Here is a 20,308-nt window from a genome sequence, read left to right as displayed (position 1 = left end):
CTCAGTCCGCCAGCAGCCGCAGTTCGCGGGCGCGGGTCTCGCGCTCCCAGCGCCGCAGATGCTCGCCCAGGTCAGTGACGGGCCGGCGCGTCGGGTCTCCGTCCGCGGCGGTGTCCGCGTCCGGTCCCGCCGGGGTGTCCGGTTCGAGGATCTCCAGCTCGTTGATGTCGATGCGCACGGGTGGTCCGGTCCTTCCGGGTCACGAGAGACGGGCACTGGGGTCGAGGACGGTGCCCGGGGGCAGCAGCCTCGGGTTGTCGATGCCGTTGGCGGCGGCGATGGTCTTCCACGAGACGCCGGCGCCCGAGCGTGCCGCGATCGACTGCACGGTGTCCCCGGACTGGCTGAGCGTCAGCGGTGTGGTGCCGACCGGAGCGGTGGCGGGGGCGGCGGCCGCCCCGGCTCCGGCGCCGAAGCTCACGGGCGGGGCGGGCGGCGGCGGAGCCGCGCTCTGGTCGGGCGGCTGCACGCCGGTGAGCGTCATCTCCACGGTGGCCCGCAGCGGGATGCCGGTGTCGGAGAAGAAGTCGATGGTCTGGCCGAGGCTCTGCACGACGCCGTCGAAGAGGAACGAGCCCCAGGCGAACCGCATGCCGCGCCGTGCCGGGGTGCCGGGACGGGAGGTGTCCGGCTCGGTGAACCGGACGATCTTCCCGGTCCTGGCCTGGACCGAGGTGTTCTCGGCGGTGGTGTCGAAGACGAGTTCGACACTCAGCGTGGTCGACTGTCCGGTCTGCTGGGACGCGAACTTGCTCAGGGCACCCGACTTGGTGGCCGCGTCGGCGCCGACGACGCCCGTCGGGCTGTAGGTGAGCCGCAGGCTCTTCGGGTCGAAGTCGACGACGAAGTGAACGCCCGGGTCGACCTTCTGGTGCTTGACCAGGTCCCACTCGGTGATGGTCGCCGTGCCCATCAGAGGGACCCCCCGCCCAGTGAGGCCGTGGCCGGGGTGCCGGGTGCGGCGGACGGCGTGGGGTCGTCGGGCAGGGCGATGTCGAGGTGCTCGTAGACGAGCCCGAGTTCCTCGACGGCGATCAGCCCGTCGCGGGCGTGCAGGGCCGGTGCGCGCATGCGTACCGGCAGGCAGTGGGTCAGGGTGAACCGGAGCGCGGGAGTGCCGTCGGCCGCGCGCAGGGTGATCTTGCCGAGCGCCGTACGGACGGTGCCGGGGCGGGTCCCCAGGGTGAACCAGCGCCAGAGCTGGAGGTTGTCGGTCATGCCGCGCCGCAGGGTGAGCTGTCCGTGGGTGACGGGGCCGACGAGGTGGACCTGGCCGTCGTTCATGCCGCCGACCTCGACGGTCCTCGGCTGCATCGTCATCTCCAGACCCTCGCACTCGGCGAAGGCCGCGTCGCACAGCGGACCGGTGAAACCGGGCGTGGCCACGTCCAGGTCGAGGGTCACGTCGAACCGGAAAGCGGTGAAGAGCGGATCGTTGGCTGCCATCGTCAGCCCTCCCGTACGTCGAGCAGGCCCTCGCCGGAGCGGACCAGGCTGACGGTGATGAACTCGACCGGACTGCTCGGGGCGACCTGGAGGGTGATGATCACGGTGCCGTCGTCGCCCTCGGCGGTGGTCACCCGGTGGTCCACGAACGCGCCCTGGGCGGCCAGCGCGGCGAGGACCCGTTCGAACCGCGCCCGCACCAGCTGCCGGAACCGGTCGTTGTCGGTCTCGAAGGTGTAGCGGGCGCCCTCTGCCAGCGCGGTCCTGCGCAGCAGGATCAGCAGCCGCCGTAAGGAGAGCTGGAGCAGCGCCGGATCGGCCGACAGGGTGTGCGCGCTGAGCGCGGTGATGGTGCCGGGCCGTTGGCGCAGCAGGTTGGCGTGCGCGTCGAACAGCTGGGCGGTCTCGGTGCCGGTCAGCGCCGGGACGAGCTGTACGGGGCCGCGCAGCGGCAGGTTCGCCGGGGCGATCCAGGCACCGCGGGCCAGTTCACGGGCGGCGATGGTGCCGGCCACCGTCCCGTCGGGCGGCACGGTGCGCAGCGGGGCGGTGGAGCGCGGGTCGTTCTCCAGGACCCGCAGCCACGGGTGCCAGTAGGCGGCGTAGCTCAGCGGCGACGTACCGGAGGTGCCGGCGTCGGACAACGGCCCGCGGGTGGTGAGTCGTTGCTGCCAGCCGAGCACCTGTCCGGCGTCGTAGTGCGCCGGGACGCCGAGCAGCGCCACCAGGTCGCCGCGGGCCGCGCACATCGTCACCAGCGCGCTCTGTACGTCGAGCAGCGCGGCCTCGTCGTAGGCGGCCGGGTCGTCGAGGACGGGCGGGCCGGGGGCCTGGTCCGGACCCGCGGGCGCCGGGGACCAGCCGAGGTGGGTGGCGTCGGGTACGGCCACCAGGGCGACCTCGTCGACGCCCAGCAGGGCGTGGATCCCGGTGGGCCGGCCGGTGGGGCGGGCCGGCCCGGTCAGTCGGGCCGCGTCCTCGGTCAGGGTGTACACGGTCGCCGTCGCCAGCGCCGGGTCGGTGAAGGACCCTACGGGGAAGGTGCCGAGGTCGTCGGAGCCGGTGACGTCGGGGTCGGCGGCGTCGGTGACGGCGCCGGGCGGGCTCATGCCGACGGGCACCACCAGACCGGTCGCCGCGGCCGACAGGGAGTCGGCGTCCGTGCGCAGCACCGTCGACCGGCTCCCGTCGGGTGCCTGGTCGTCGGCGGGTTGCAGGACGTCCGTCCACACCGGCCGGACCGTCGGGACCGGGCGGACCGCCGCCGGACCGGCCGTGGACACGGCCGCGTTGAAGGCGAGGTCCGTCTGCCGGTCGAGCAACCGCGCACCGTCGGACCCGAGTTGCCTGACAAGCAGGTCCATCCGCAGCAACTCGGCTGACACGACCGGGAGTTCGGCGGGGAACCCGGCCAGCGCGCCCGGGTCGGGGCGGTCCTCGGCCTCCGTGTCCGGCGCGGCGGTGTACGGCATCTCGGTGTCCATGGCGACCGCGGCGGTGCCGGGCAGTCGGCCCCGCACCCGGGTGTACAGGGCGGGGTGGCCGGGGCCGAAGCTGAACCGCAGCAGGTCGCCCGGCTGCGCCGGGACCGGGGCGTCGGTGGCGGGCAGGTACTGTCCGGGGGCTGTCGCGGTGGACCGCCGGTAGCTGCCCGCGAGGGCGAGCGGCCGGGGCAGCAGCTGGGTGGCGAGCTGGATGCCCGCGGACCAGGCGCCCGGCCAGGCCGCCTCCACGACGGCCCCGGTCACGGTGCCGTCCGGCTGCCAGATCCGCAGCCCGGGCACCGTCCAGCGGGCCGGTCGGGCGCCGGGACCGGCCACCCGCACCACGTGGCAGCGCCGCCCGCCGTTGTCGAAGAACGCCCTGACCGCCCCGGCCAGGCGCGCGTACACCGGCACGCCGGCGTCGGTGGCCAGCACCAGTTCGCCCCCGAAGACGGCGGTGAACTGGTTGACGTCCTCGACCGCGACCGGCAGGTCGAGCGGGCCGAGCGGGGCGAATCCCACGAAGGCCGCGACGTCCAGCCGTAACGGCAGGTCGGCCGCGGGCGGTGCGGCGGCGACGTCGACGCCGGGCAGGCGTCCCGAGAACGTGAGGGTCGAGGCGGCCATGGGGGCTACTCCACGCTCATGTCTTCGACGGACAGGACGAGTTCCTCGATCGCCACCTCGGAGCCCGCCTTGGCGTTGAGCGACGGCGCGGTGTAGCGCAGCGGCCGTGCGTTCAGCAGGGTCCAGGTCATCACGGGGCCGTTGTGCGCCTCGTCCTGCAAGGACACGTGCACGGTGCGCAGCGCGGACTGGTCGCCGGAACGGATCGCGTCCACCCACTGGAACAGGTCCAGCGCGCCGATCAGCCCGCGTTTGAAGGTCACGTCGCCGACCTTGTAGACGCCGTTCACCTTGATCGGATGGTTGACCGGCGAGTTCCCGGCGCGGTAGTCCGCCGAGGTGACCTCGATGTTCATGCCGCTGACCTCCTGGAAACCGCCGCGCACCGTGCTCGCGTCGCCGGTCGCGAAGTCGACCAGGAAGTTGAAACCGCCGTAGGGGTTGTCACGTTGGGTTGCCATTGCCGCTCCTCATCGGTTGGCCGCTGTCCGGCCGTGGGTGCCGTCGTCTCTCGGGCCAAGTGCTCTCAGGCCGCCTGCTCTCAGGCCGTCTGGGTGGCCGTCCACTGGCTGATCCGGAAGACGACGAACTCGGCGGGCTTGGCCGCCGCGACGCCGACGACGCAGATCAGCCGGCCGTTGTCGAGGTCGTCGGCGGTCATCGTGGAGGCGTCGCAGCGCACGAAGTACGCCTGCTCGGGCTTGGCGCCCAGCAGGGCACCGCTCTTCCACTCGTTGAACAGGAACCCCTCGACCGTGTGCCGTACGGCGTCCCACAGGGCGGGTCCGTTGACCTCGAAGACGACCCACTGGGTGCCCTGGTCGATCGACTTCTCCAGGAAGTTGAAGTACCGGCGGATGCTGAGGTACTTCCACTCCGGGTCGTCGGAGACGGTGCGGGCGCCCCACACGAGGAACCCGGGACCGGGGAAGAAGCGCAGGCAGTTGACGCCCTGCGGGTTGAGGAGTTCCTGCTGGGCCTTGTTGAGCCGGGTCTCGAAGTCGAGCGCGGAGCGGACGACCTCGTTGGCCGGTGCCTTGATCACGCCGCGGGCGGCGTCGCTGCGCGCCCAGATCCCGGCCATGTAGGCGGCGGGCGGGACGTCGACCCGGCTTCCGTCGAGGGGGCTGCTGACGGTGATCCACGGGTAGTACAGCGCAGCGTGCGTCGAGGAACGCTGGTTGCGGTAGTCCAGCGCCTCGTCGGGCAGGAAGCCCGGCGGTGTGTCCAGCGCGGCCACCCGGTAGATCATCCGCTCGCTGTGGTTGATCACCGCGTTGGCGATCGCGCGCGCCTTGCCCTGGGCAGCGGTCGTGCGGTCCCAGCCGGTGGAGGAGCCGGGCGCGGCGACGATGGAGATGTCGTCGACCGACTCGAAGGCGAGCAGCCCGTTGAACGGCAGCGCGGTGGGGTTGTTCTGGTAGTCGGCGAAGCCGGTCGGGTCGCCCTCGTACTCGGTGATGTCGGGGGCGTTGCCGTCCGTGCCGCCGGTCAGGGTGACCACGCGCTGCCGCAGTTGCAGCGGGGTGGTCGCCACGGGGCTGGTCTCCAGGATGCTGGCGTCGAAGAGCGCCGCGGCGATCACCCGGGGCAGGTCGTCGGGTGACACCTGGCCCAGCCCGGCCACACCCTCCACGGCGATCGGGACGCTCAGCGCGGCCCGGCGGGTGGGCGGGTTCGCCGTGAGGACGGTGGTGATACCGGTGCCGGCCGCCCGGGGGTCGAACCCGAACTCGCCGACCGCCTGGGGCGGGCCGAAGGCGGGCAGGCCCTGGGCGTCGACGGTCGGGTGCTGCACCTCGACCAGGGCGGTGAGCGGGTAGACGCCGCTCGCCTCGTCCAGCGCCAGCGCGAACGCGCCGCCGGTGAGGGTCCAGGCCCCGGTGGTGGTGTCCCGGCGGACGGTGAACACGCCCTTGTCGTCGGAGGCGGTCCTGGTCGCCCAGACGGTGTCGAACTCCCGTACCCGGGTGAGGTCCCCGGCGGCGGTGAGCGCGTTGGTGCCGGAGCGGAGGGTGAGGGTGACCCGCAGGTTCCCGGCCTGTCCGGGGAAGCGTGCCCGCAGGCTCAGCCGGACCGCGTCGGTGTCGCGGGGCACGGAACCGAGACCGTGGTCGTTCTCGGGGGCGTCCGCGTCGGTGCGGGCGAACGTGCGCATCACGTACAGGCTGCTGCCGCCCTCGTCGAAGAAGCCCTTGACGCCGAGCGCGAGGTAGTTGGGGAAGCGGCCGGCGTCCTCGAACTCGAGATCGACGGCGTCGCCGAAGAGGCGGGTGAAGTCGGCGTAGGAGGTGAGCAGTTCGGGCCGGCCGCTGGTGGGGCCGGAACGGGTGGGCCCGATGAAGGCCGCCGTGCTGGTGCTGACTCCCTGGATCGTTCGGGGGCCAGCGACCTCTTCGACGTAGACACCGGGTGCTAGGTATTGGGGCATCGTCGGGTCGCCTCCGCGGCTCGTTCGACTGGGCTGGGGCTGGGTTTCGTTGGGTTGGGCCGGGGCTCGGGGACCGAGCCGGGGTTCACGAGGGCACCACCGTGAGCGGCAGTACCAGGGCGGTACCGAACGCGAGGGTCTCGGTGACGGTCGGCTGGGGTCCGCCGCCGGGGTCGATCCGCGCGGGCGCCTGCCCGAGGATCGAGTCCAGGTACGGCGGGTCCTGCGGGGCCGGCTCCACCGGCCGGCGCAGGGCACCGGGCTGGCAGCGGACCGCGACGGTGACCGGCCAGGTGAGGGAGGCGAGGCCCGCGGGCGCGGGGCCCGCCGCCGCGCCGGGCTGTTCGGGCAGCTCCGGCAGGGCCTCGGGGTAGGGAAGGCAGAGCAGGAAGCGGCCGTCGGCGTCGGTCACGGTGGTGTGGCGGCCGGCGTCGGTCGACACCTCCACCACCCCCCACCCGAGAGGCGCCCCGTCGGGGGCGCCGTGGAGTTCCCCCCGGACGACCGCCCAGCCGGACGGCGCCTGCCGTCCGGGGGCCGGATACAGCGGTACGGCGACCGGTGTGCCGGCCGGCACCTGGGCCAGGAGGGTCGTCGGCAGATACCGGCGAGCACGGTCGGTGACCCGGACCACGAACGGCTCGGGAGCCGCCGGGACCGGCCAGTCCAGTGGCTCGCCGTCGGTGGAACGGGCCCGCCGGTCGGCACGCCGGCCGGGCAGGGTGCCGAAGCCGAGCAGGTCCGAGAAGGGTGACGGGGTCGCGCGGACCGTCGTCGCCGGATCGCTCTCGGGCCAGGCGACGGCGCTCAGGCCGTCCCGGGCGAAGGCCGCACCGGCCGCGTCGAGGCAGCGCACGGCCAGCGGGGCCCGGTAGCCGATCCGCTCGCGCTCTTTGGGGACGCCCATCACCCGGCCTCCGTTCCTTCGCCCGCGACCACGGCCAGCTCGCGCACCTGGACGGGTGCGCCCTGCGGCACCGTGAGGTCGGACTCGACGCGTACGACACGGGCGAGGTACGGCACCGACAGCTGGAGGCTGCCCGGGAGCACCTGCCAGAGCTGGAAGACGTCGTAGTCGCTCATGTCCACGGGGACCAGCTCGACGGTCTCCTCGGGCCGGAACACCCCCGGTGCGGCGGCGTTGAGGAAGCCGGACGACAGCACCGGGCTGTCGGCGATCGTGCGCATCGCCCAGCCGAGCAGGTCGTGTTCGGTGGACGCGTCCTGCCCCCAGGCCGTGAGGAGGAACGAGATCCGCACCGGCAGCGGGCGCCGGTGGTCGGAGGCGGCCGGTGGCAGGGTGCGCTGGATCTGGTCGACGTTCACCTGGTAGACGAAGACCGAGACGCCCTGGGCCATCGGGGTGGAGAAGTCCTTGCCCTGGTACACGTCGAACTGCGGCTCGATCCCGCCGAGCAGCGCCGGCTGCCACGCCTGCCGAAACAGCCGGGCAACGGCCTCGGCCACCGATCCGATCGACTGGTAGTTCGCCACCGCGTCGTCCCTCCGTTCTCTCGTCCCACGGACCATGGCAGGCCCCCCGTGACCACGCCGTCACGAGCGCGTCACCGTCGGCAGGCCGTCCTGTCCCGGGTACGCCGACCGGTCCGCCGGGCACCCCGGAGCCGGAATGATCACGACTCCGGCGGTGACCGGATCGGTCCGCATCGGGACCCGATGCGGCCTGTCGCCGCTGCGGTGCCGCCGGTCAGGCTGGGGGCATGACCCGAGCACTGATCGTCATCGACGTCCAGGAATCCTTCCGCGCCCGCCCGCTGTGGGACACCATCTCCGACCCGAAGATCGCCGACCAGGTGAACCGGCTGGTGCGGCTCGCCCGCCGGGCCGGGGACCTGGTGGTGTGGGTACTGCACTCAGAACCCGGCAGCGGCGATGTCTTCGACCCCGCCCTCGGCCATGTCCGGCTGATGGCGGAGTTGCAGCGCCGGGACACCGAACCGCTGATCCACAAGACCTCGCACAACGCCTTCACCACCACCAACCTGCAGCAGCTCCTCACCGAGCGCGGCATCCACGAGCTCACCGTCTGCGGCATCCGGACCGAGCAGTGCGTGGAGACCACCACCCGGGTCGCGAGCGACTTCGGCTACCAGGTCACGTTCGTCGTCGACGCCACCGCAACCAACCCCATCGCGCACCGCGACGCTCCCGCCGACCGGAGCGTCGCCGAGCTGCTGTCGGACCCCCGCACCCTGAGCGCCGAGGAGATCATCAGGCGCACGGAGTACGCCCTTGCCGGACGCTTCGCCACCATCGCCACGGTCGGACAGCTGGAAGCCGAGGCGGATTCTCGGGCATGATGACCGGATCGTGAGCCACATCGCCTTTCTCCTGGTGCCCGGACTCCACCTGCTTGACCTGGCGGGCCCCGCACAGGTCTTCTCCACGGCCTCCGACTTCGGGCACCCCTACACCTTCAGCTACGTCGCCGAACAGCAGCCGGTCCCCACCGCTCAGGGCCTGCCCGTGGTGGCCCAGCCCGACTGGCCCGACCTCGGCCCCGAGGACCTGATCGTGGTACCCGGCTGGCGGGCGCCCACCCTGGCGGGCAGCCCTGCCTTCGGGGAGGCCGCCCTCAGGGCTCTCCGGGACCATCACGCCGGGGGCGGGACCGTCGCCAGCGTCTGCGCCGGAGCCGAACTGCTCGGCCGGGCCGGTCTGCTGGACGGCCGCCGCTGCACCACCCACCACGACGTGCAGGACGAGCTCGCCCACCGCTACCCGGCGGCGACGGTCGTCCGCGATGTTCTGCATACGGCCGACGACCGGGTGGTCACCTCGGCCGGCATCGCCAGCGGCATCGACCTGGCCCTGCACCTGGTCGCCACCCGGCACGGCCCCGCCGTCGCCGCACAGGTGGCCCGGGACATGGTCGTCTACGCCCGGCGCAACGGCCACGAACCGCAGGCCAGCGCGATGCTCAGGCACCGGTCCCACCTCGACGACACCGTGCACCACGCCCAGGACCTCCTCGACGCCCGGTACGACCAGCCGCTGCCCCTGTCCGCCCTGGCCGCGACCGTGGGCGTGAGCGAACGCACCCTCACCCGCCTCTTCACCCGCGCCACCGGCGGCCTCACCCCCCTGCGCTACCAGCAGACCCTCCGGCTCGAACACGCCGAGCACCTCATCAGCCACGGCGCCACGGTCGACGCCGCCGCCCGCGCCGTCGGCTTCGAGGACCCCCGCATGCTGCGGCGCCTGCGCGCCCGCGAACACTGACCGGCGGCGACGCATGGCACCCCGCTGTGCTGGTCCGGGCAGGCGTACCGGGTACCCGCGGTCAGGGCCGGCCCAGGAGGGCGCGCAGTCGACCGAACACACGCCCACGGACAGGGGGTTCGATCACTTGCGCTGGGCGGGACCGGCCCGGCGGAGCCGGTCGATGGCGTCGAAGTAGCGGGAATCGAGATACTCGCTGCTGGTCGTTCGGGAGACCAGAAGGCGCATCATGCGTTCCCTCTCGTCGGGCGGCATGTCGCGAAGGGCGCCCTCGGGCTGGCGCGCGATCCATTCCATGACGAGCCTGGCGCTGTCCGAGGTCAGCAGTCCCGGCAGCTCCGACTGGGCCAACTGCCCGACCTCCGCGGCCAGGTCATCGATTCCCCAGCGATCTTCAAACCGGTCGTCGACGATCGGCACGAGTTGCTCGGCCGTGAACGGCGCACTCGGCACCTTGTGCGTGTTGAGGGCCGCCTGGATGTCCGCCTTCGATGCCTCGACGGCCTCGCGGGCGATGCGCACACCGTCCCCTTCCGTGGCCGGTGAGGGCGGCACCATGCCAGGAATCGGCTGCCGTCCGGCCAGTGCGCCGAAGGCTCCCTGGATGTCCGGCGCACGTGCCTCGAAGGACCGCTGGACCACGTTCTGGACATGGTTGAGGTTGTCGTCGCCGTACGCGAGCCAGCGGTCGCCTCGCCGGTTGTGGACCGCGACGCCGAAGTCGTTGCCCATGTCGTGCAGCACCTTGCTCTTGACGTCGCCCCACAGCGGCACCTTGCTCCGCACCGCTTCCAGACGGGCCGGGCGCATATGGCCGGCGGCGAACGCGTCGGTGAGGAAGTGGTCGGCGGCCGCGTTCATCGCCCACGCGGCGTTCGCCTGGCCGGCGGCGGCCAGTGCGAGCGCGGCCCTGTGGCCTTCCCGCCAGGTGCCGATGTTGTTGTGGCCGCCGCCGACGTTGGAGAAGTGCGAGACGTTGTGAGCGGCGAGGGTCAGGTATCGGCCACCGGTCGCGGCCTCGGTCTTCCCGGTGGAGGCGATCTCGAACTCCCCGGTGGCCGAGCGCGCATGCAGGATCGGGATGAGGTCGTAGATCTCCACCAGCGACGCGCGGTTGATCCGCTCCATCGTCCCGGTCACCGAGGTGGCGAAGGTCTTGAGATCGATGTCGGCGTACATGTCCCCGGACAGCGCCAGGATCTCGCCGTAGGTCAGGCCCTGGGTGATCGCACGGCGCTGGTCCGGCGAGCCGTTGGTGTAGCGGGCGATCCAGTCCGACGGCCATCCGGCGGTCGGCGTCGCGTGCTGCGGCAGGTCGCGGGCGTGGGCGTCGAGCAGGAGGTATCCGGTGGGACCGCCGGCGGAGGTGTCGCCGAGTTGGACGTGCTCGAAGCTGTCGAAGCGCTGGACGTGTCCGGCCGCGGCCGGGTCGCGGCGTACCGGCGCGTGCACGTGACCGGCGCCGGAGGCGCTGCGGGCCACGGCGTTCGCCTCGCGTTCCGCCGCCGCGGGGCCGGGACCGGAGCGCGCCGGGGCGGTCCCGGGTCCCTGCTGCACGACGTGCGTCAGCTCGTGAGCCAGCAGGTACCGGCCGACGGGCGTCGAGGGAGCGTACTGCCCGGCACCGAAGACGATGTCGGCGCCGACCGTGTAGGCACGCGCTCCGAGCGCACGGGCGGACTCGCCGGCCTCCGCTCCCGTGTGGACGCGCACCGCCCCGAGGTCTGTCGCCAGCCGCGCCTCCATCTCGCGCCGTACGCCGGCGTCGAGGGGCTCACCGGCCGAGTGCGGCGCGTGCCCGGCGCCGGCACCGGGCCCCCGTGCCCAGATCGGTACGCGCGCCAGGGATGCCTCGGAGGCCGTGGTCCCGGTGTGTCCTTCGCCGGACTCCGGCGTCGGCGTCGGCGTCGTTCGGCGGACATCGCGGCGACCGCCTCGCCCGCGTGCGAGTTCACTCATGCCGGGCCATGGTCCTCGGCCCGCGTCACCGTGCCGTCAACGGCGGCGATCGGTGCGGCCGGGATCGCCGCCCCGGCACGGACAGGACGGGGCCGCCCCCGACAGGGGCGGCCCCGTACCGTTCACAGCCGTTCGGGAACTACTCGATGTTGATCTTGAAGGTGCTGGTCGTGTTCTTGATGTCCTGGGCGTTGCCGCTCATCCGCAGGTTGCGGAAGGTGGCCTCGCCGACGGCTGGACCCTGGCCGGGCTCGGGCAGTTCGTTGGCCCAGATACCGAAGCCGGACTTGGCGTCGAAGGCGTCTCCGCTCTTCTTGGAGTTGGTGATGGAGATGTCGGTGAAGATGGTGTCCTTCACCGGGAACTGGGGCTGGCCGCCGACGTAGTTGGTCTGGAACATGACGCCTCCGTAGGTGGAGTCGTCGATGTCGACGTCGTTGACCCTGATGCCCTGGAAGACCTTCGAGGCGGAGAACGCCCAGATGGCGGGGAAGACCTGGGAGCCCCAGAAGTGGCCGCCCGTCCGGTCCAGGGAGACGTTCTCGATCGTCGTGGGATCGGTGCCGAAGCCGTTCATCGGGTAGCCGAAGTCCAGCGAGGAGATCGTGATGCCGGAGTAGACGAGGGTGTCGGCGACGCGGATGTTGCGGAAGGTGTTGGCGTAGCCGCCGTAGACGGCGATGCCGGCCGCGCGCCAGGTGAGGGTGGAGGTCAGGTTCTCGTAGAGGTTGTTCTTCTCGTCGGCGCCGCCGGCGTCGATGGCCGAGAAGAGGGCGAAGCTGTCGTCGCCCGTGGCGCGGGCGTCGTTGTTGACGACGTGGTTGTCCGTGGAGCCGTTCGTCATGTTGATGCCGTCGGCGAACGTGTCACGGATGCGGGAGTTCGAGATGGTCATGTTGTCGGTGTTGGCGCCCCAGTAGAGGCACACCATGTGCTCGGCCCAGATGTTGTCGATGGTGATGTTCGAGACGTTGGAGAAGTCGAAGACCTTGCCCGGGCCGTCGATCCGGGACGTGTAGTTGCCGAAGTAGGCGAACCCGGTGAACGTCGAGCCGTTGGCGGTGGACTCGGCGCGGAAGCCGACGTCGGTGTTCTCCTGCGAGGCGGGGGCGTGGAAGCGGGTGAACCAGGGCCCGGCGCCGACGACCTTGACCGCCTTGCCGTAGACCTGGAACTTGCTGGAGGTGTCGTAGTCACCGGCCGGCAGGTAGACGCCGACGAGCTTGCCGGTGGTGTCCATGCGGACCTTGTCGAGGGCGTTCTGCACGTCCTGCTGGGTGAAGCCGGCCGGGACCGTGTAGGCGGCGGGGTCGGGGTTCGCGATCGCCGTCGCCTGTTCGGTGTTGATGAAGTCGATGGCGTAGTAACTGGCGGTGTTCGCCGCGTCCTTCTGGAGGCGGATCTTGGAGCCGGCCGGGACGGTCTTGCCGAGCAGCAGGTTCGCCTCGTCGTAGATGTGGCGCGGGGCGCCGGAGCCGGGCGAGTTGCCGGGCGCGGTCTCGCTGCCGTAGAGCCAGGCGTACTTGGAGGTGAGGTCGATCGCCTTGAGGAACTGGCCGTCCACGTAGACGTCGAGGGTGGCGTTGGTGCCGTCCGGGATCGCGAAGCGGGTGACCAGGGTGTTGGTCGCGGCGCGGGTGGTCCACTCGACGTACTGGCCGGTGGTGTCGAGGGTGACGGCCTTGCGGCCGCTCGCCTCGCCCGCGAAGTCGCCGATGGTGCGGTTGGGTCCGACGACCTTGGCGCCGCCGCCGACGGTGCCGTCCTCGGCCTCGTACATGTCGTACGGCATGTCGGCGCCGCGGCCGACGAACAGGTTCTGTGTGGTGGTGTTGTTGGTGCGCTTGACCGGGAGTTCGTTGGTGTCGTCGGCGATGACCGTCTTGACGGTGTACTTGCCGTTGACGGCCGTCCAGGAGCCGAGGCTGATCGGTGCGGTCGTCTGCCCGGAGGCGATGGTGCCGTTGTAGGTGCCGGTGAGGGTCTTGACGGTGGCGCCGTTCGCGTCCTGGACCGTGAGGGTGACGCCGTGCGCGCCGGAGGCGGAGTCGATCGTCCCCTGGTTCTTGAGGGCCACGGTGAAGGCGACGTTGTCACCGGCCGAGGCGCTGGACGGTGTCCAGGCGACCGGGGCTGCGACCAGGTCGGAGCTGGAGACGGGCTTGACGACGAGGGCGTCGGAGCGGGTGAAGGTGTTGTTCCCCTCGTTCTGCTCGATGACCCTGTTGGACGGGTCGACCTCGGCGCCGAGCGGGTAACTGCCCGCGTCCCGGGTGCCGATGCTCGCGGTGACCGTCGCCGAGGCACCGGCCGCGAGGGCCGGGACGTCGGCGGTGGCCGCCTTGGTGCCGCCGAGGTTGAAGTTCAGGTCGGTGGCCTTGGACGCCTTGCTGCCGCTGTTGGTGACGGTCGCGGAGAGGGTGATGGCGTCCGACTCGACGGGCGCCGCGGGCGAGTTGGTGATGCCGGTGACCTTGAGGTCGGGGTTGGCGGCCGGGGTGCCGATCACCTGGAGTTCGCCGACCTGTCCGCCCGGGGCGCCGGTGTTGGAGGCGAACTTGAGCTGGATGTCGGCGGCGGCGCCGGAGACCGGGATGGTCACGGTGTTGCCGGTGGCCGGGTTGAACGTGTAGCCCTTCGCCGCGACGAGGCTGGTGAAGGCGGTCGCGTCCTGGTCGCGGCCGAGCACCTGGATGTTCTGGGTGCGGGTGGACCAGGCCGGGTCCGGGTTGAGCTTGACGACGACCTGGCTGAGGTCGGCGTTGGCACCGAGCTTGGTGGTGAGGGTGGCCGGGTAGGCGCCGCCGCCGCTCTCCCAGTAGGTGCCGATCTGGCCGTCGTTGGCGTTCGCGGCGACGTAGGTGAAGGTGTACGAGGAGGCTTCGATGGGCTTGCCCTGGGCGAGGTCCGAGCCGCCGCCGGAGCCGGGCCGGGTGACGCTGTTGCTCGCCACCGACACGTTCCCGGCGGCGTCCTTCGCCTTCACGTAGTAGGTGACGGTGGCCGTCGCCGACGGGGTGTCGGTGTAGGTCGTGACGTCGCCCGCCACGGTCTTGACCAGTTGGTCGTTGGCGTAGACGTCGTAGCCGGTGACCGCCACGTTGTCGCTCGACGCCTGCCAGGTGAGCTTCACGTCGCTGCCGGACTGCGTGTAGGCGAGGTTGCCGGGCGCCGTGGGGGCCTGGGTGTCGCCGCTCGCTCCCTTGCGGGTGACGCCGTTGCTGTTGGCGGAGACGTTGCCCGCGGCGTCCTTGGCCCGCACGAAGTACGTGATGTCGGTGCCGGCCGGCTGGGTGTCGGTGTAGGTCAGGACGTTCCCGGCGACGCTCGCCCGCAACTGGCCGTTGGCGTAGACGTCGTAGCCGGTCACGCCCGTGTCGTCGGTGGCCGCGCTCCAGGTCAGCTTGATCTGCCCGGTGGCCGGCTCGGTGTAGGCCAGGTTGGCCGGCGCGGTGGGCGCCTGCGTGTCGCCGGTGGCCGGTCCGTAGACCTCCAGCTCGGACGCCTGCCCGGCGGGCCAGCCGTCGTTGGCGGTGAACAGCGCCCGCACGTACCGGGTCGTGGTCGCGTCGAAGGAGATCGTCGCCGACTGGTCGTTGGAGCTGTTGAAGGCGTACGCCTGCGACGCCGTCAGGTCGGTGAAGTTCTGGTTGTCGGTGGAGCCCTGGATCTTGAGGGTCTGGTTACGGCTCGGCCAGCCGCTGGGCAGCCGCAGCGTCACCTGGTTCACCGAGACCGACGAACCGAGGTCGACCTTGAGCCACTGCGGGAAGGCGTTGTTGGTGCTCTCCCAGTAGGTGTTGCGGTTGCCGTCGCCGGCGTTGGCCGCGCCGTAGACGTCGGCGTGGCCGCTCTCGCTGAAGGTCTTGCCGAGGGCGAGGTTGAGGGTCGAGGCGGCGGCCGTGAGGACCTGCAGCTCGGCGAGCTGGGCGGTGCCGGCAACCGAGTTGGCGCTGAAGTCGGCCCGCACGTAGCGGGCGAGGGTCGCGGGGACGGCGACCCTCACGGTGTTGTCGTTGCCGGGGCTGAAGACGTACTGCGCCGACGACTTGAGCGTGGCGAAGCTCTTGCCGTCGGCGCTGCCCTGGAGCGCCAGCGTCTGCTTGCGGGTCTGCCAGTGCTCGGGCAGCCGCAGCACGACCTCGCGGACGCGCTTGGTCTTCCCGAGGTCGGTCTGGACCCACTGGGCCGACTTCTTCCCGGCCTGCCAGTAGGTGTCGGTGTCGCCGTCGGTGATGTTGGCGGCCGCGTGTGCGGCGCGGGCGCTGCCTGCCGTGGTCTTGGCGTCCGCGGCGGCGTTGGGGCCGCCGGCCGCGTGTGCGCCGACGGCCGGCAGGCCCAGAACCATGACGGCGGAGGCGAGCACGGCGGTCGCTGCGCGCCGTCTCCAGGATCTCGGCTTGTGTCGAGTCATGCGGGGTCACTTCCTGCGGAGGCTCGCGCGCCGGTGGGGCGGCGAGGGCGGCTCGTTCCTGACGGAGTGGTGCCGAAAGGTGCGTGCGGGGCGGTGGCGCGGTCTCCAGAGAGGTTCAAGAGAGACACCATGCGCAGACTTTTGCATTGTTTCATCGAAATATTGCAGAGTGATGTGAATGCGTCTACCGTCAGGACTACACAAATTTCACCAACAACACCCACATCTAGGCGGCGGGGACGGCGTACACATCGCTTCCGAGGCACGAAGGCGCTCAAGGAGCGGGCATCAAAGGGCACTTCCCGTGAGTGCGCATGGCTCGGGCCCCACGCAAGCCGCACGCCACGCTTGCGCCCCGAGCCGCAAGCGAACGCAAGCTACGCAAATTCTTGCGCGATTCTGCGTTGAGTCGCTGACCCGCTGAGCCGCCGAGCTCGCGCTCCTGTGGCCATGCACGAGTCCAGGTCGGGGGGAACGGCGAACGCCCCCCGGCCGCAGTGGGTCGGGGGGCGTTCGGTTTTTCGTCGGTCGCGCTCCGGTCAGCCGCGCGGACGCTCGAAGGTCAGGAGCAGGCCCTCGACGGCTCCGGGGCCTATGCGGCCCTTGACGTCGGCGGACGTGATGGCCTTGAGGGCCCAGCCGTCCTCGGCGTGCTTGTTGAGGACCTTCTCCAGCTTGTCGCTGTCCAGCGCGTCGCCGATCAGCGACTCCCGGAACGTGACGACCTTGTATTCGTAGGCGTAGGCACTGCTCATGACTGCGGGGTCCTCCTGCCGGCAGAGCCGGATCGGGATGGGATTGGCCAGGGCCAGACAATCATCCCCGGATGCCGTGGCGCACCGTGGGCCTCCGTTTTTCTGGTTCACGGGCGGTCGACGCGGAACTGGTAGCAGCCGTATTCGACGGCACGCACGTGCACTTGGGCGGTCTCGGGGTCCGCGAAGGCCTCGGCCAGCGCCTGCGCGAGAGCCGCCTGGGCGTCGTCGGGAAGCTCCAGCATGCGGCCGCCCGTGATGTGCCCTCGGCCGTCGTAGCGGCGCAGGACGCGCAGGGCGCCCGGTCGGGCCCACGGGTAGCCGAGACTCCCGTCGGCCGGGCCGCCGCAGTCCTCGGCGTGGACGAAGACGGGCCCCTGCTCGTCGTAGGCCCCGGGGTCGGCGTCGGTCTGTACCGCCCAACGGCGCAGCGGGGCATACGAGATCAGGGCGATCCGCTCTCCTGCGGTGCTGGACCGCAGGCAGCAGCGCAGTGGCGCGTCGCCCTCGTCGTCCGTGTACGGGTGCGGCGGACTGCCGGCGTCGTCGCGGACACGAAGCTCCTTCAGGACGGCGGAGGGGATGGCGAGGGGAGGGAAGGCGGTGGTCATGGTGTTCAGCGTGCCGCGGGGCGGCTCGGGTCACCGGCGGGAATCGGACGCCGTTGTCCGGTCCGGGCCGTCCGCCCTGCCGGCGACCCTGCTTGCGTACATCGAGCGCCTGCCGGGCCGGTTGACGGGTTGTCGGCCCTCCCGCCGAGGTGCGTGATCACTGGCGGGCCGTTGCGGCCAGGCGTCGCAGCGCGGCATTGCACACGTCGAAGAGCACGCTCAGTGTGCCTACCGTGAACGCGACCGCGTAGAGCCGGCCGAGGCCGAGGCCGAGGCCGAGCCGGCCGAGGGCCCAGGCGGCCGGGAGGGAGACCAGGGCCAGGGCCAGGACCCGCCCGAGGGTAACCGCCCGGCCGCGATCACGAGTGCGGTGCTTCCGCCTCGCCCTTTGGCTGGGTACCGAACTCGCGTGCCGGGTGGCCGAAGTGGACGTACGACACCCGGCGTGCCTCGGCGGGGCGCTGCTCCGGGTGGTCGGCCCGGTGGAGGTACGGCTGCAGCAGCTCCCACACCTTCTCGTCGAGTTCCCTGAGCTCGGCGGCGGTGACGAAGATCGTGGCGTCTCCCAGGGGGGCCGCCTCCTGCCAGTCCGCGGGCTCGGTGTGCCGGCGCTCCAGCCAGTGGGTCGCCTCGGTGAAGTACCGCTCGACGATCGCGAGGCTGAGCGCGGTGGCGGCCTCCCGCACCTCGGGGTCCGCCGTGTGGCCGGGCCAGGAGGTGAAGGCCGCCGTGGCCCGCCAGGGCTTCTCCCGGCCCTGCCCCTCCCCGGTCTGCTCCGCGAGCCCGTACTTGGCCAGCATCCGCAGGTGATAGGAGCAGCCGGCCACCGACTCCCCCGTCAGCTCGGCGGCCCTGGTGGCCGTGACCGCGCCTTCCCTGCGCAGGAGCCCGATCAGGGTCAGGCGGAACGGGTGGGCGTACGCCCGCAGCGCGCGCGGGTCGGTGAGCTGTCGCCGGTCCATGAGGTAAAGGTATCTTTCTAAAGGAACCTTTACAAAGGCTCTCGGCGTTACTCACGGCTTGTGTTCTTTTGATCACTTTTGCCCCTTCGATGGTCCGGGTATTTGTGTTACTCATGAGATGTGCGGTCGAGGGTTCTCAGGGCTCGACCGCTGGGACTCGGGAAGATCTGCCGGTACGCGCCGGAGTCAGGCGAACTGTGTGAGCCGCATGGACCCCACACCCTCCTCTGCTTCGCCGTTCGACACGGTCAGCGGCGCGCTGGGTGACTACATCCCGAAAGGCGGAGCAGGAGCGGCGGGCGAGCGGCCTCGGCGTCGGCTCTCGGGGGCCGCCGGGGAGGCCGAAGGCGGGGAGCAGATCCTCGGGGTGGTCAGTCTCGGCCGGGATCTGAGGATCAGCGGCTCCAATCTGGACGCCGCTCCGTTCGCGGGGGTCACCGCCGCGCCGGGGGCCGCCTTCGCCGATCTGCTGCCGCCCGGGGATGTTCCGATAGTGGTGAAGCGGCTTCGCCGGGTCCTGGAGACGGGAGAGGCGCACGTGGCCCGGGTCCAGCGGCTTCGGCGCGACGACGGGACCGAGCTGGTGGTCTCGATGAGCATCCTGCCGGCCGCACCACCGCTGGACGGTCTCACCGTCTCCCTGATCGCCATGGCCAAGCGACTGCACCTGTACGCCTCCGCCACCGCGATCGGGACGTCCCTGGACATCGGGGAGACCGCGCAGTCGCTGGCCCAGTCCCTGCTGGCCTGGGGGGAGGTCGCCGCCGTCAACCTCGACTACGCCGTGTGGACGGGCGAGGCGCTCACCGAGCAGGCGCAGGAGCGGATCCGGCTGCGGCGGGCCGCGCTGGTCCCGGACCGGGCCTGGCCCGAGGGATACCTGACTCCCGGGGACAACCTTCCGCGCGAAGCGAGCCGTCTGCTGGCCGGTGCGGTCATGCGCGACGACGTTCCGCAGGCCGTCGTCCTTCGCGACCGTGCGGCGATCGAGCGGGTGCTCGACGATCCGCAGCTGGTGCGCGCCCTGGTGCCCGGCGACCGACCGGTGAGTGTCGCCTGCATACCGCTGGTCGTGGAAGGACCCGAAGGCCTGCCCAGGCCCATCGTGCTCGGCGTGACGGAGGTCTGGCGACGGCCGGACAACCTCTTCCGCGACGGTGAGCTGCTCGACCTGCAGGAACTCGTGGCCAAGACCGCCCGGCACGTGGACCTGGCCCGGCAGCACCAACGTGAGCACGCCCAGGTGCTGGCCCTGCAGCGCCGGCTGCTGCCGCGGGCCGGCAGCGACACCATCGAGGTCGCCAGCGTCTACGAGCCCACCACCCCGGACAGTGCGGGCGTCGGCGGCGACTGGGTGAACAGCTTTCCGCTGCCCGGGGACCGTACCGCGCTGGTGGTCGGCGACGTCGTGGGGCACGGTCTGGGAGCCGCGGCGGCCATGGGCCAGCTGAGCATGGAGGCCCGGGCGCTGCTGTCGGCGGGGCTGGGCCCCGGGGAGGTGCTGGAGCGGCTGGACGAGACGGTCACGCTTCTGGACGACACGGACGCGGGGCTGGCGGCCGGGTACAGCGCGCTGGGCTCGACCTGCTGCATCGCGGTCTACGACCCGGTCGACCACCGGCTGCAGATCTCCAACGCCGGCCACCTGCCTCCGGTCCTCGTCCATCCCGACGGGTCCGCCGAGACCGTCGCGGGGCAGCCGCACCCGGCCCTGGGCGCCGAGTTCGTCGTGCGGGAGCCGTTCGAGGTGCACGAGTTCACCGTGCCGCCGGGTTCACTGCTCGTCCTCTACACCGACGGTCTGGTGGAGGATCCGGCGGCGTCGATCGACGAGGGCATCGGCCGGCTGACGGGCGTGGTGCGCGAGGTGCACCCCTGGGACGATCTGCAGCAGGCGGCGCGGGGTGTGGTCGCCGCGCTGGCCCCGAAGGAGCCCCTGCGCGACGACGTCACGCTGCTGCTCGCCCGGATGGCCGGCCGCCGCAGCCGGGACACCGCGACCTGGCACCTGCCCGCCCGCGACGACACGCCCGCCCGTGCCCGCTCCCTGACCGCTCCCCTCCTGCGCCGCTGGCACATCGGCGAGCAGGTCCGCGACAACGCGCTGCTGGTGATCAGCGAACTGGTCACCAACGCCGTCCGGTTCGGCGCCGGGCCCGTCACGGTGCGGCTGGTGCGGGCCGGCAGCCGGCTCACCTGCGAGGTCGGCGACACCGGCAACGGCCGGCCGCGCCCGCACCAGGGTGACCTGCTCGAGGACACCGGGCGGGGTCTGCACGTCGTGCACAAGCTGACCACGCGCTGGGGAGTGCGGTGGACCGACACCGGCAAGGCCGTCTGGGCGGAACTGGAGGGATAGCGCCCGGGCCGGAACGG

At 71.7% G+C, this 20,308-nt stretch carries 16 protein-coding genes; 3 read left to right on the top strand and 13 right to left on the bottom strand.

The features are described 5' to 3' along the window. Window position 1 precedes the first annotated feature (1 nt). The 8 genes from ABZ887_RS31995 to ABZ887_RS31960 form a co-directional block, all read right to left on the bottom strand. Window positions 2-178: a hypothetical protein gene (locus ABZ887_RS31995; protein ID WP_361296865.1), complete on the bottom strand. Its 177-nt coding sequence runs from the start codon at window positions 176-178 to the stop codon at window positions 2-4. A 21-nt stretch (window positions 179-199) separates the two neighbouring features. Then, the gene (locus ABZ887_RS31990; protein ID WP_361296863.1) at window positions 200-913 is read right to left on the bottom strand and encodes a LysM peptidoglycan-binding domain-containing protein; all 714 of its coding nucleotides are present in this window, start codon (window positions 911-913) and stop codon (window positions 200-202) included. Beyond that, window positions 913-1,446: a phage tail protein gene (locus tag ABZ887_RS31985; RefSeq protein ID WP_361296860.1), complete on the bottom strand. Its 534-nt coding sequence runs from the start codon at window positions 1,444-1,446 to the stop codon at window positions 913-915. The genes ABZ887_RS31990 and ABZ887_RS31985 overlap by 1 nt, the downstream gene beginning before the upstream one ends. Window positions 1,447-1,448: 2 nt before the next feature. Beyond that, window positions 1,449-3,557: a hypothetical protein gene (locus ABZ887_RS31980; protein ID WP_361296857.1), complete on the bottom strand. Its 2,109-nt coding sequence runs from the start codon at window positions 3,555-3,557 to the stop codon at window positions 1,449-1,451. A gap of 5 nt (window positions 3,558-3,562) precedes the next feature. After that, the gene (locus ABZ887_RS31975; protein WP_361296854.1) at window positions 3,563-4,018 is read right to left on the bottom strand and encodes a phage tail protein; all 456 of its coding nucleotides are present in this window, start codon (window positions 4,016-4,018) and stop codon (window positions 3,563-3,565) included. 80 nt (window positions 4,019-4,098) lie between these two features. Further along, the gene (locus tag ABZ887_RS31970) at window positions 4,099-5,988 is read right to left on the bottom strand and encodes a phage tail sheath subtilisin-like domain-containing protein (protein ID WP_361296851.1); all 1,890 of its coding nucleotides are present in this window, start codon (window positions 5,986-5,988) and stop codon (window positions 4,099-4,101) included. A gap of 85 nt (window positions 5,989-6,073) precedes the next feature. After that, a complete protein-coding gene (locus tag ABZ887_RS31965) occupies window positions 6,074-6,895 on the bottom strand; it encodes a hypothetical protein (protein WP_361296848.1) in 822 nt (273 codons plus the stop codon). Beyond that, window positions 6,895-7,482, bottom strand: a complete 588-nt coding sequence (locus ABZ887_RS31960) for a DUF4255 domain-containing protein (RefSeq protein WP_361296845.1) — start codon at window positions 7,480-7,482, stop codon at window positions 6,895-6,897. The genes ABZ887_RS31965 and ABZ887_RS31960 overlap by 1 nt, the downstream gene beginning before the upstream one ends. 227 nt (window positions 7,483-7,709) lie before the next feature. Between ABZ887_RS31960 and ABZ887_RS31955 the strand changes: the two genes are divergently transcribed. Next, window positions 7,710-8,309: an isochorismatase family protein gene (locus ABZ887_RS31955; protein ID WP_361296842.1), complete on the top strand. Its 600-nt coding sequence runs from the start codon at window positions 7,710-7,712 to the stop codon at window positions 8,307-8,309. 10 nt (window positions 8,310-8,319) lie between these two features. Continuing rightward, a complete protein-coding gene (locus ABZ887_RS31950) occupies window positions 8,320-9,231 on the top strand; it encodes a DJ-1/PfpI family protein (protein ID WP_361296839.1) in 912 nt (303 codons plus the stop codon). A gap of 123 nt (window positions 9,232-9,354) precedes the next feature. Here the strand turns inward: ABZ887_RS31950 and ABZ887_RS31945 are convergent, their stop codons facing one another. The 5 genes from ABZ887_RS31945 to ABZ887_RS31925 form a co-directional block, all read right to left on the bottom strand. Next, window positions 9,355-11,190: a DUF4157 domain-containing protein gene (locus ABZ887_RS31945; protein WP_361296836.1), complete on the bottom strand. Its 1,836-nt coding sequence runs from the start codon at window positions 11,188-11,190 to the stop codon at window positions 9,355-9,357. Between the two features lie 139 nt (window positions 11,191-11,329). Continuing rightward, a complete protein-coding gene (locus ABZ887_RS31940; RefSeq protein WP_361296833.1) occupies window positions 11,330-15,604 on the bottom strand; it encodes a discoidin domain-containing protein in 4,275 nt (1,424 codons plus the stop codon). 539 nt (window positions 15,605-16,143) lie between these two features. Beyond that, a complete protein-coding gene (locus tag ABZ887_RS31935; protein WP_089106991.1) occupies window positions 16,144-16,359 on the bottom strand; it encodes a DUF4177 domain-containing protein in 216 nt (71 codons plus the stop codon). 107 nt (window positions 16,360-16,466) lie between these two features. Next, window positions 16,467-16,970, bottom strand: a complete 504-nt coding sequence (locus ABZ887_RS31930; protein WP_361296830.1) for a DUF1203 domain-containing protein — start codon at window positions 16,968-16,970, stop codon at window positions 16,467-16,469. Window positions 16,971-17,329: 359 nt separating this feature from the next. After that, window positions 17,330-17,932, bottom strand: a complete 603-nt coding sequence (locus tag ABZ887_RS31925; RefSeq protein WP_361296827.1) for a helix-turn-helix domain-containing protein — start codon at window positions 17,930-17,932, stop codon at window positions 17,330-17,332. A 208-nt stretch (window positions 17,933-18,140) separates the two neighbouring features. Between ABZ887_RS31925 and ABZ887_RS31920 the strand changes: the two genes are divergently transcribed. Next, window positions 18,141-20,291 carry a SpoIIE family protein phosphatase gene (locus ABZ887_RS31920; protein ID WP_361296824.1) on the top strand — a complete coding sequence of 717 codons (2,151 nt, stop codon included), beginning with the start codon at window positions 18,141-18,143 and terminating at the stop codon, window positions 20,289-20,291. The last annotated feature ends 17 nt before the right edge of the window (window positions 20,292-20,308 follow it).

The organism is Streptomyces sp. NPDC047061 (genome assembly GCF_040643955.1).
Classification (GTDB): domain Bacteria; phylum Actinomycetota; class Actinomycetes; order Streptomycetales; family Streptomycetaceae; genus Streptomyces.
This window is presented reverse-complemented; position numbering and strand designations above follow the sequence as displayed.

Excerpts from the sequence above, each read along its gene's own strand:
- ABZ887_RS31990 (WP_361296863.1), bottom strand. The coding sequence starts at position 913 with ATGGGCACGGCGACCATCACCGAGTGGGACCTGGTCAAGCACCAGAAG.
- ABZ887_RS31985 (WP_361296860.1), bottom strand. The coding sequence starts at position 1,446 with ATGGCAGCCAACGATCCGCTCTTCACCGCTTTCCGGTTCGACGTGACC.
- ABZ887_RS31980 (WP_361296857.1), bottom strand. The coding sequence starts at position 3,557 with ATGGCCGCCTCGACCCTCACGTTCTCGGGACGCCTGCCCGGCGTCGAC.
- ABZ887_RS31975 (WP_361296854.1), bottom strand. The coding sequence starts at position 4,018 with ATGGCAACCCAACGTGACAACCCCTACGGCGGTTTCAACTTCCTGGTC.
- ABZ887_RS31970 (WP_361296851.1), bottom strand. The coding sequence starts at position 5,988 with ATGCCCCAATACCTAGCACCCGGTGTCTACGTCGAAGAGGTCGCTGGC.
- ABZ887_RS31965 (WP_361296848.1), bottom strand. The coding sequence starts at position 6,895 with ATGGGCGTCCCCAAAGAGCGCGAGCGGATCGGCTACCGGGCCCCGCTG.
- ABZ887_RS31955 (WP_361296842.1), top strand. The coding sequence starts at position 7,710 with ATGACCCGAGCACTGATCGTCATCGACGTCCAGGAATCCTTCCGCGCC.
- ABZ887_RS31945 (WP_361296836.1), bottom strand. The coding sequence starts at position 11,190 with ATGAGTGAACTCGCACGCGGGCGAGGCGGTCGCCGCGATGTCCGCCGA.
- ABZ887_RS31940 (WP_361296833.1), bottom strand. The coding sequence starts at position 15,604 with ATGACTCGACACAAGCCGAGATCCTGGAGACGGCGCGCAGCGACCGCC.
- ABZ887_RS31935 (WP_089106991.1), bottom strand. The coding sequence starts at position 16,359 with ATGAGCAGTGCCTACGCCTACGAATACAAGGTCGTCACGTTCCGGGAG.
- ABZ887_RS31930 (WP_361296830.1), bottom strand. The coding sequence starts at position 16,970 with ATGACCACCGCCTTCCCTCCCCTCGCCATCCCCTCCGCCGTCCTGAAG.
- ABZ887_RS31925 (WP_361296827.1), bottom strand. The coding sequence starts at position 17,932 with ATGGACCGGCGACAGCTCACCGACCCGCGCGCGCTGCGGGCGTACGCC.
- ABZ887_RS31920 (WP_361296824.1), top strand. The coding sequence starts at position 18,141 with ATGGACCCCACACCCTCCTCTGCTTCGCCGTTCGACACGGTCAGCGGC.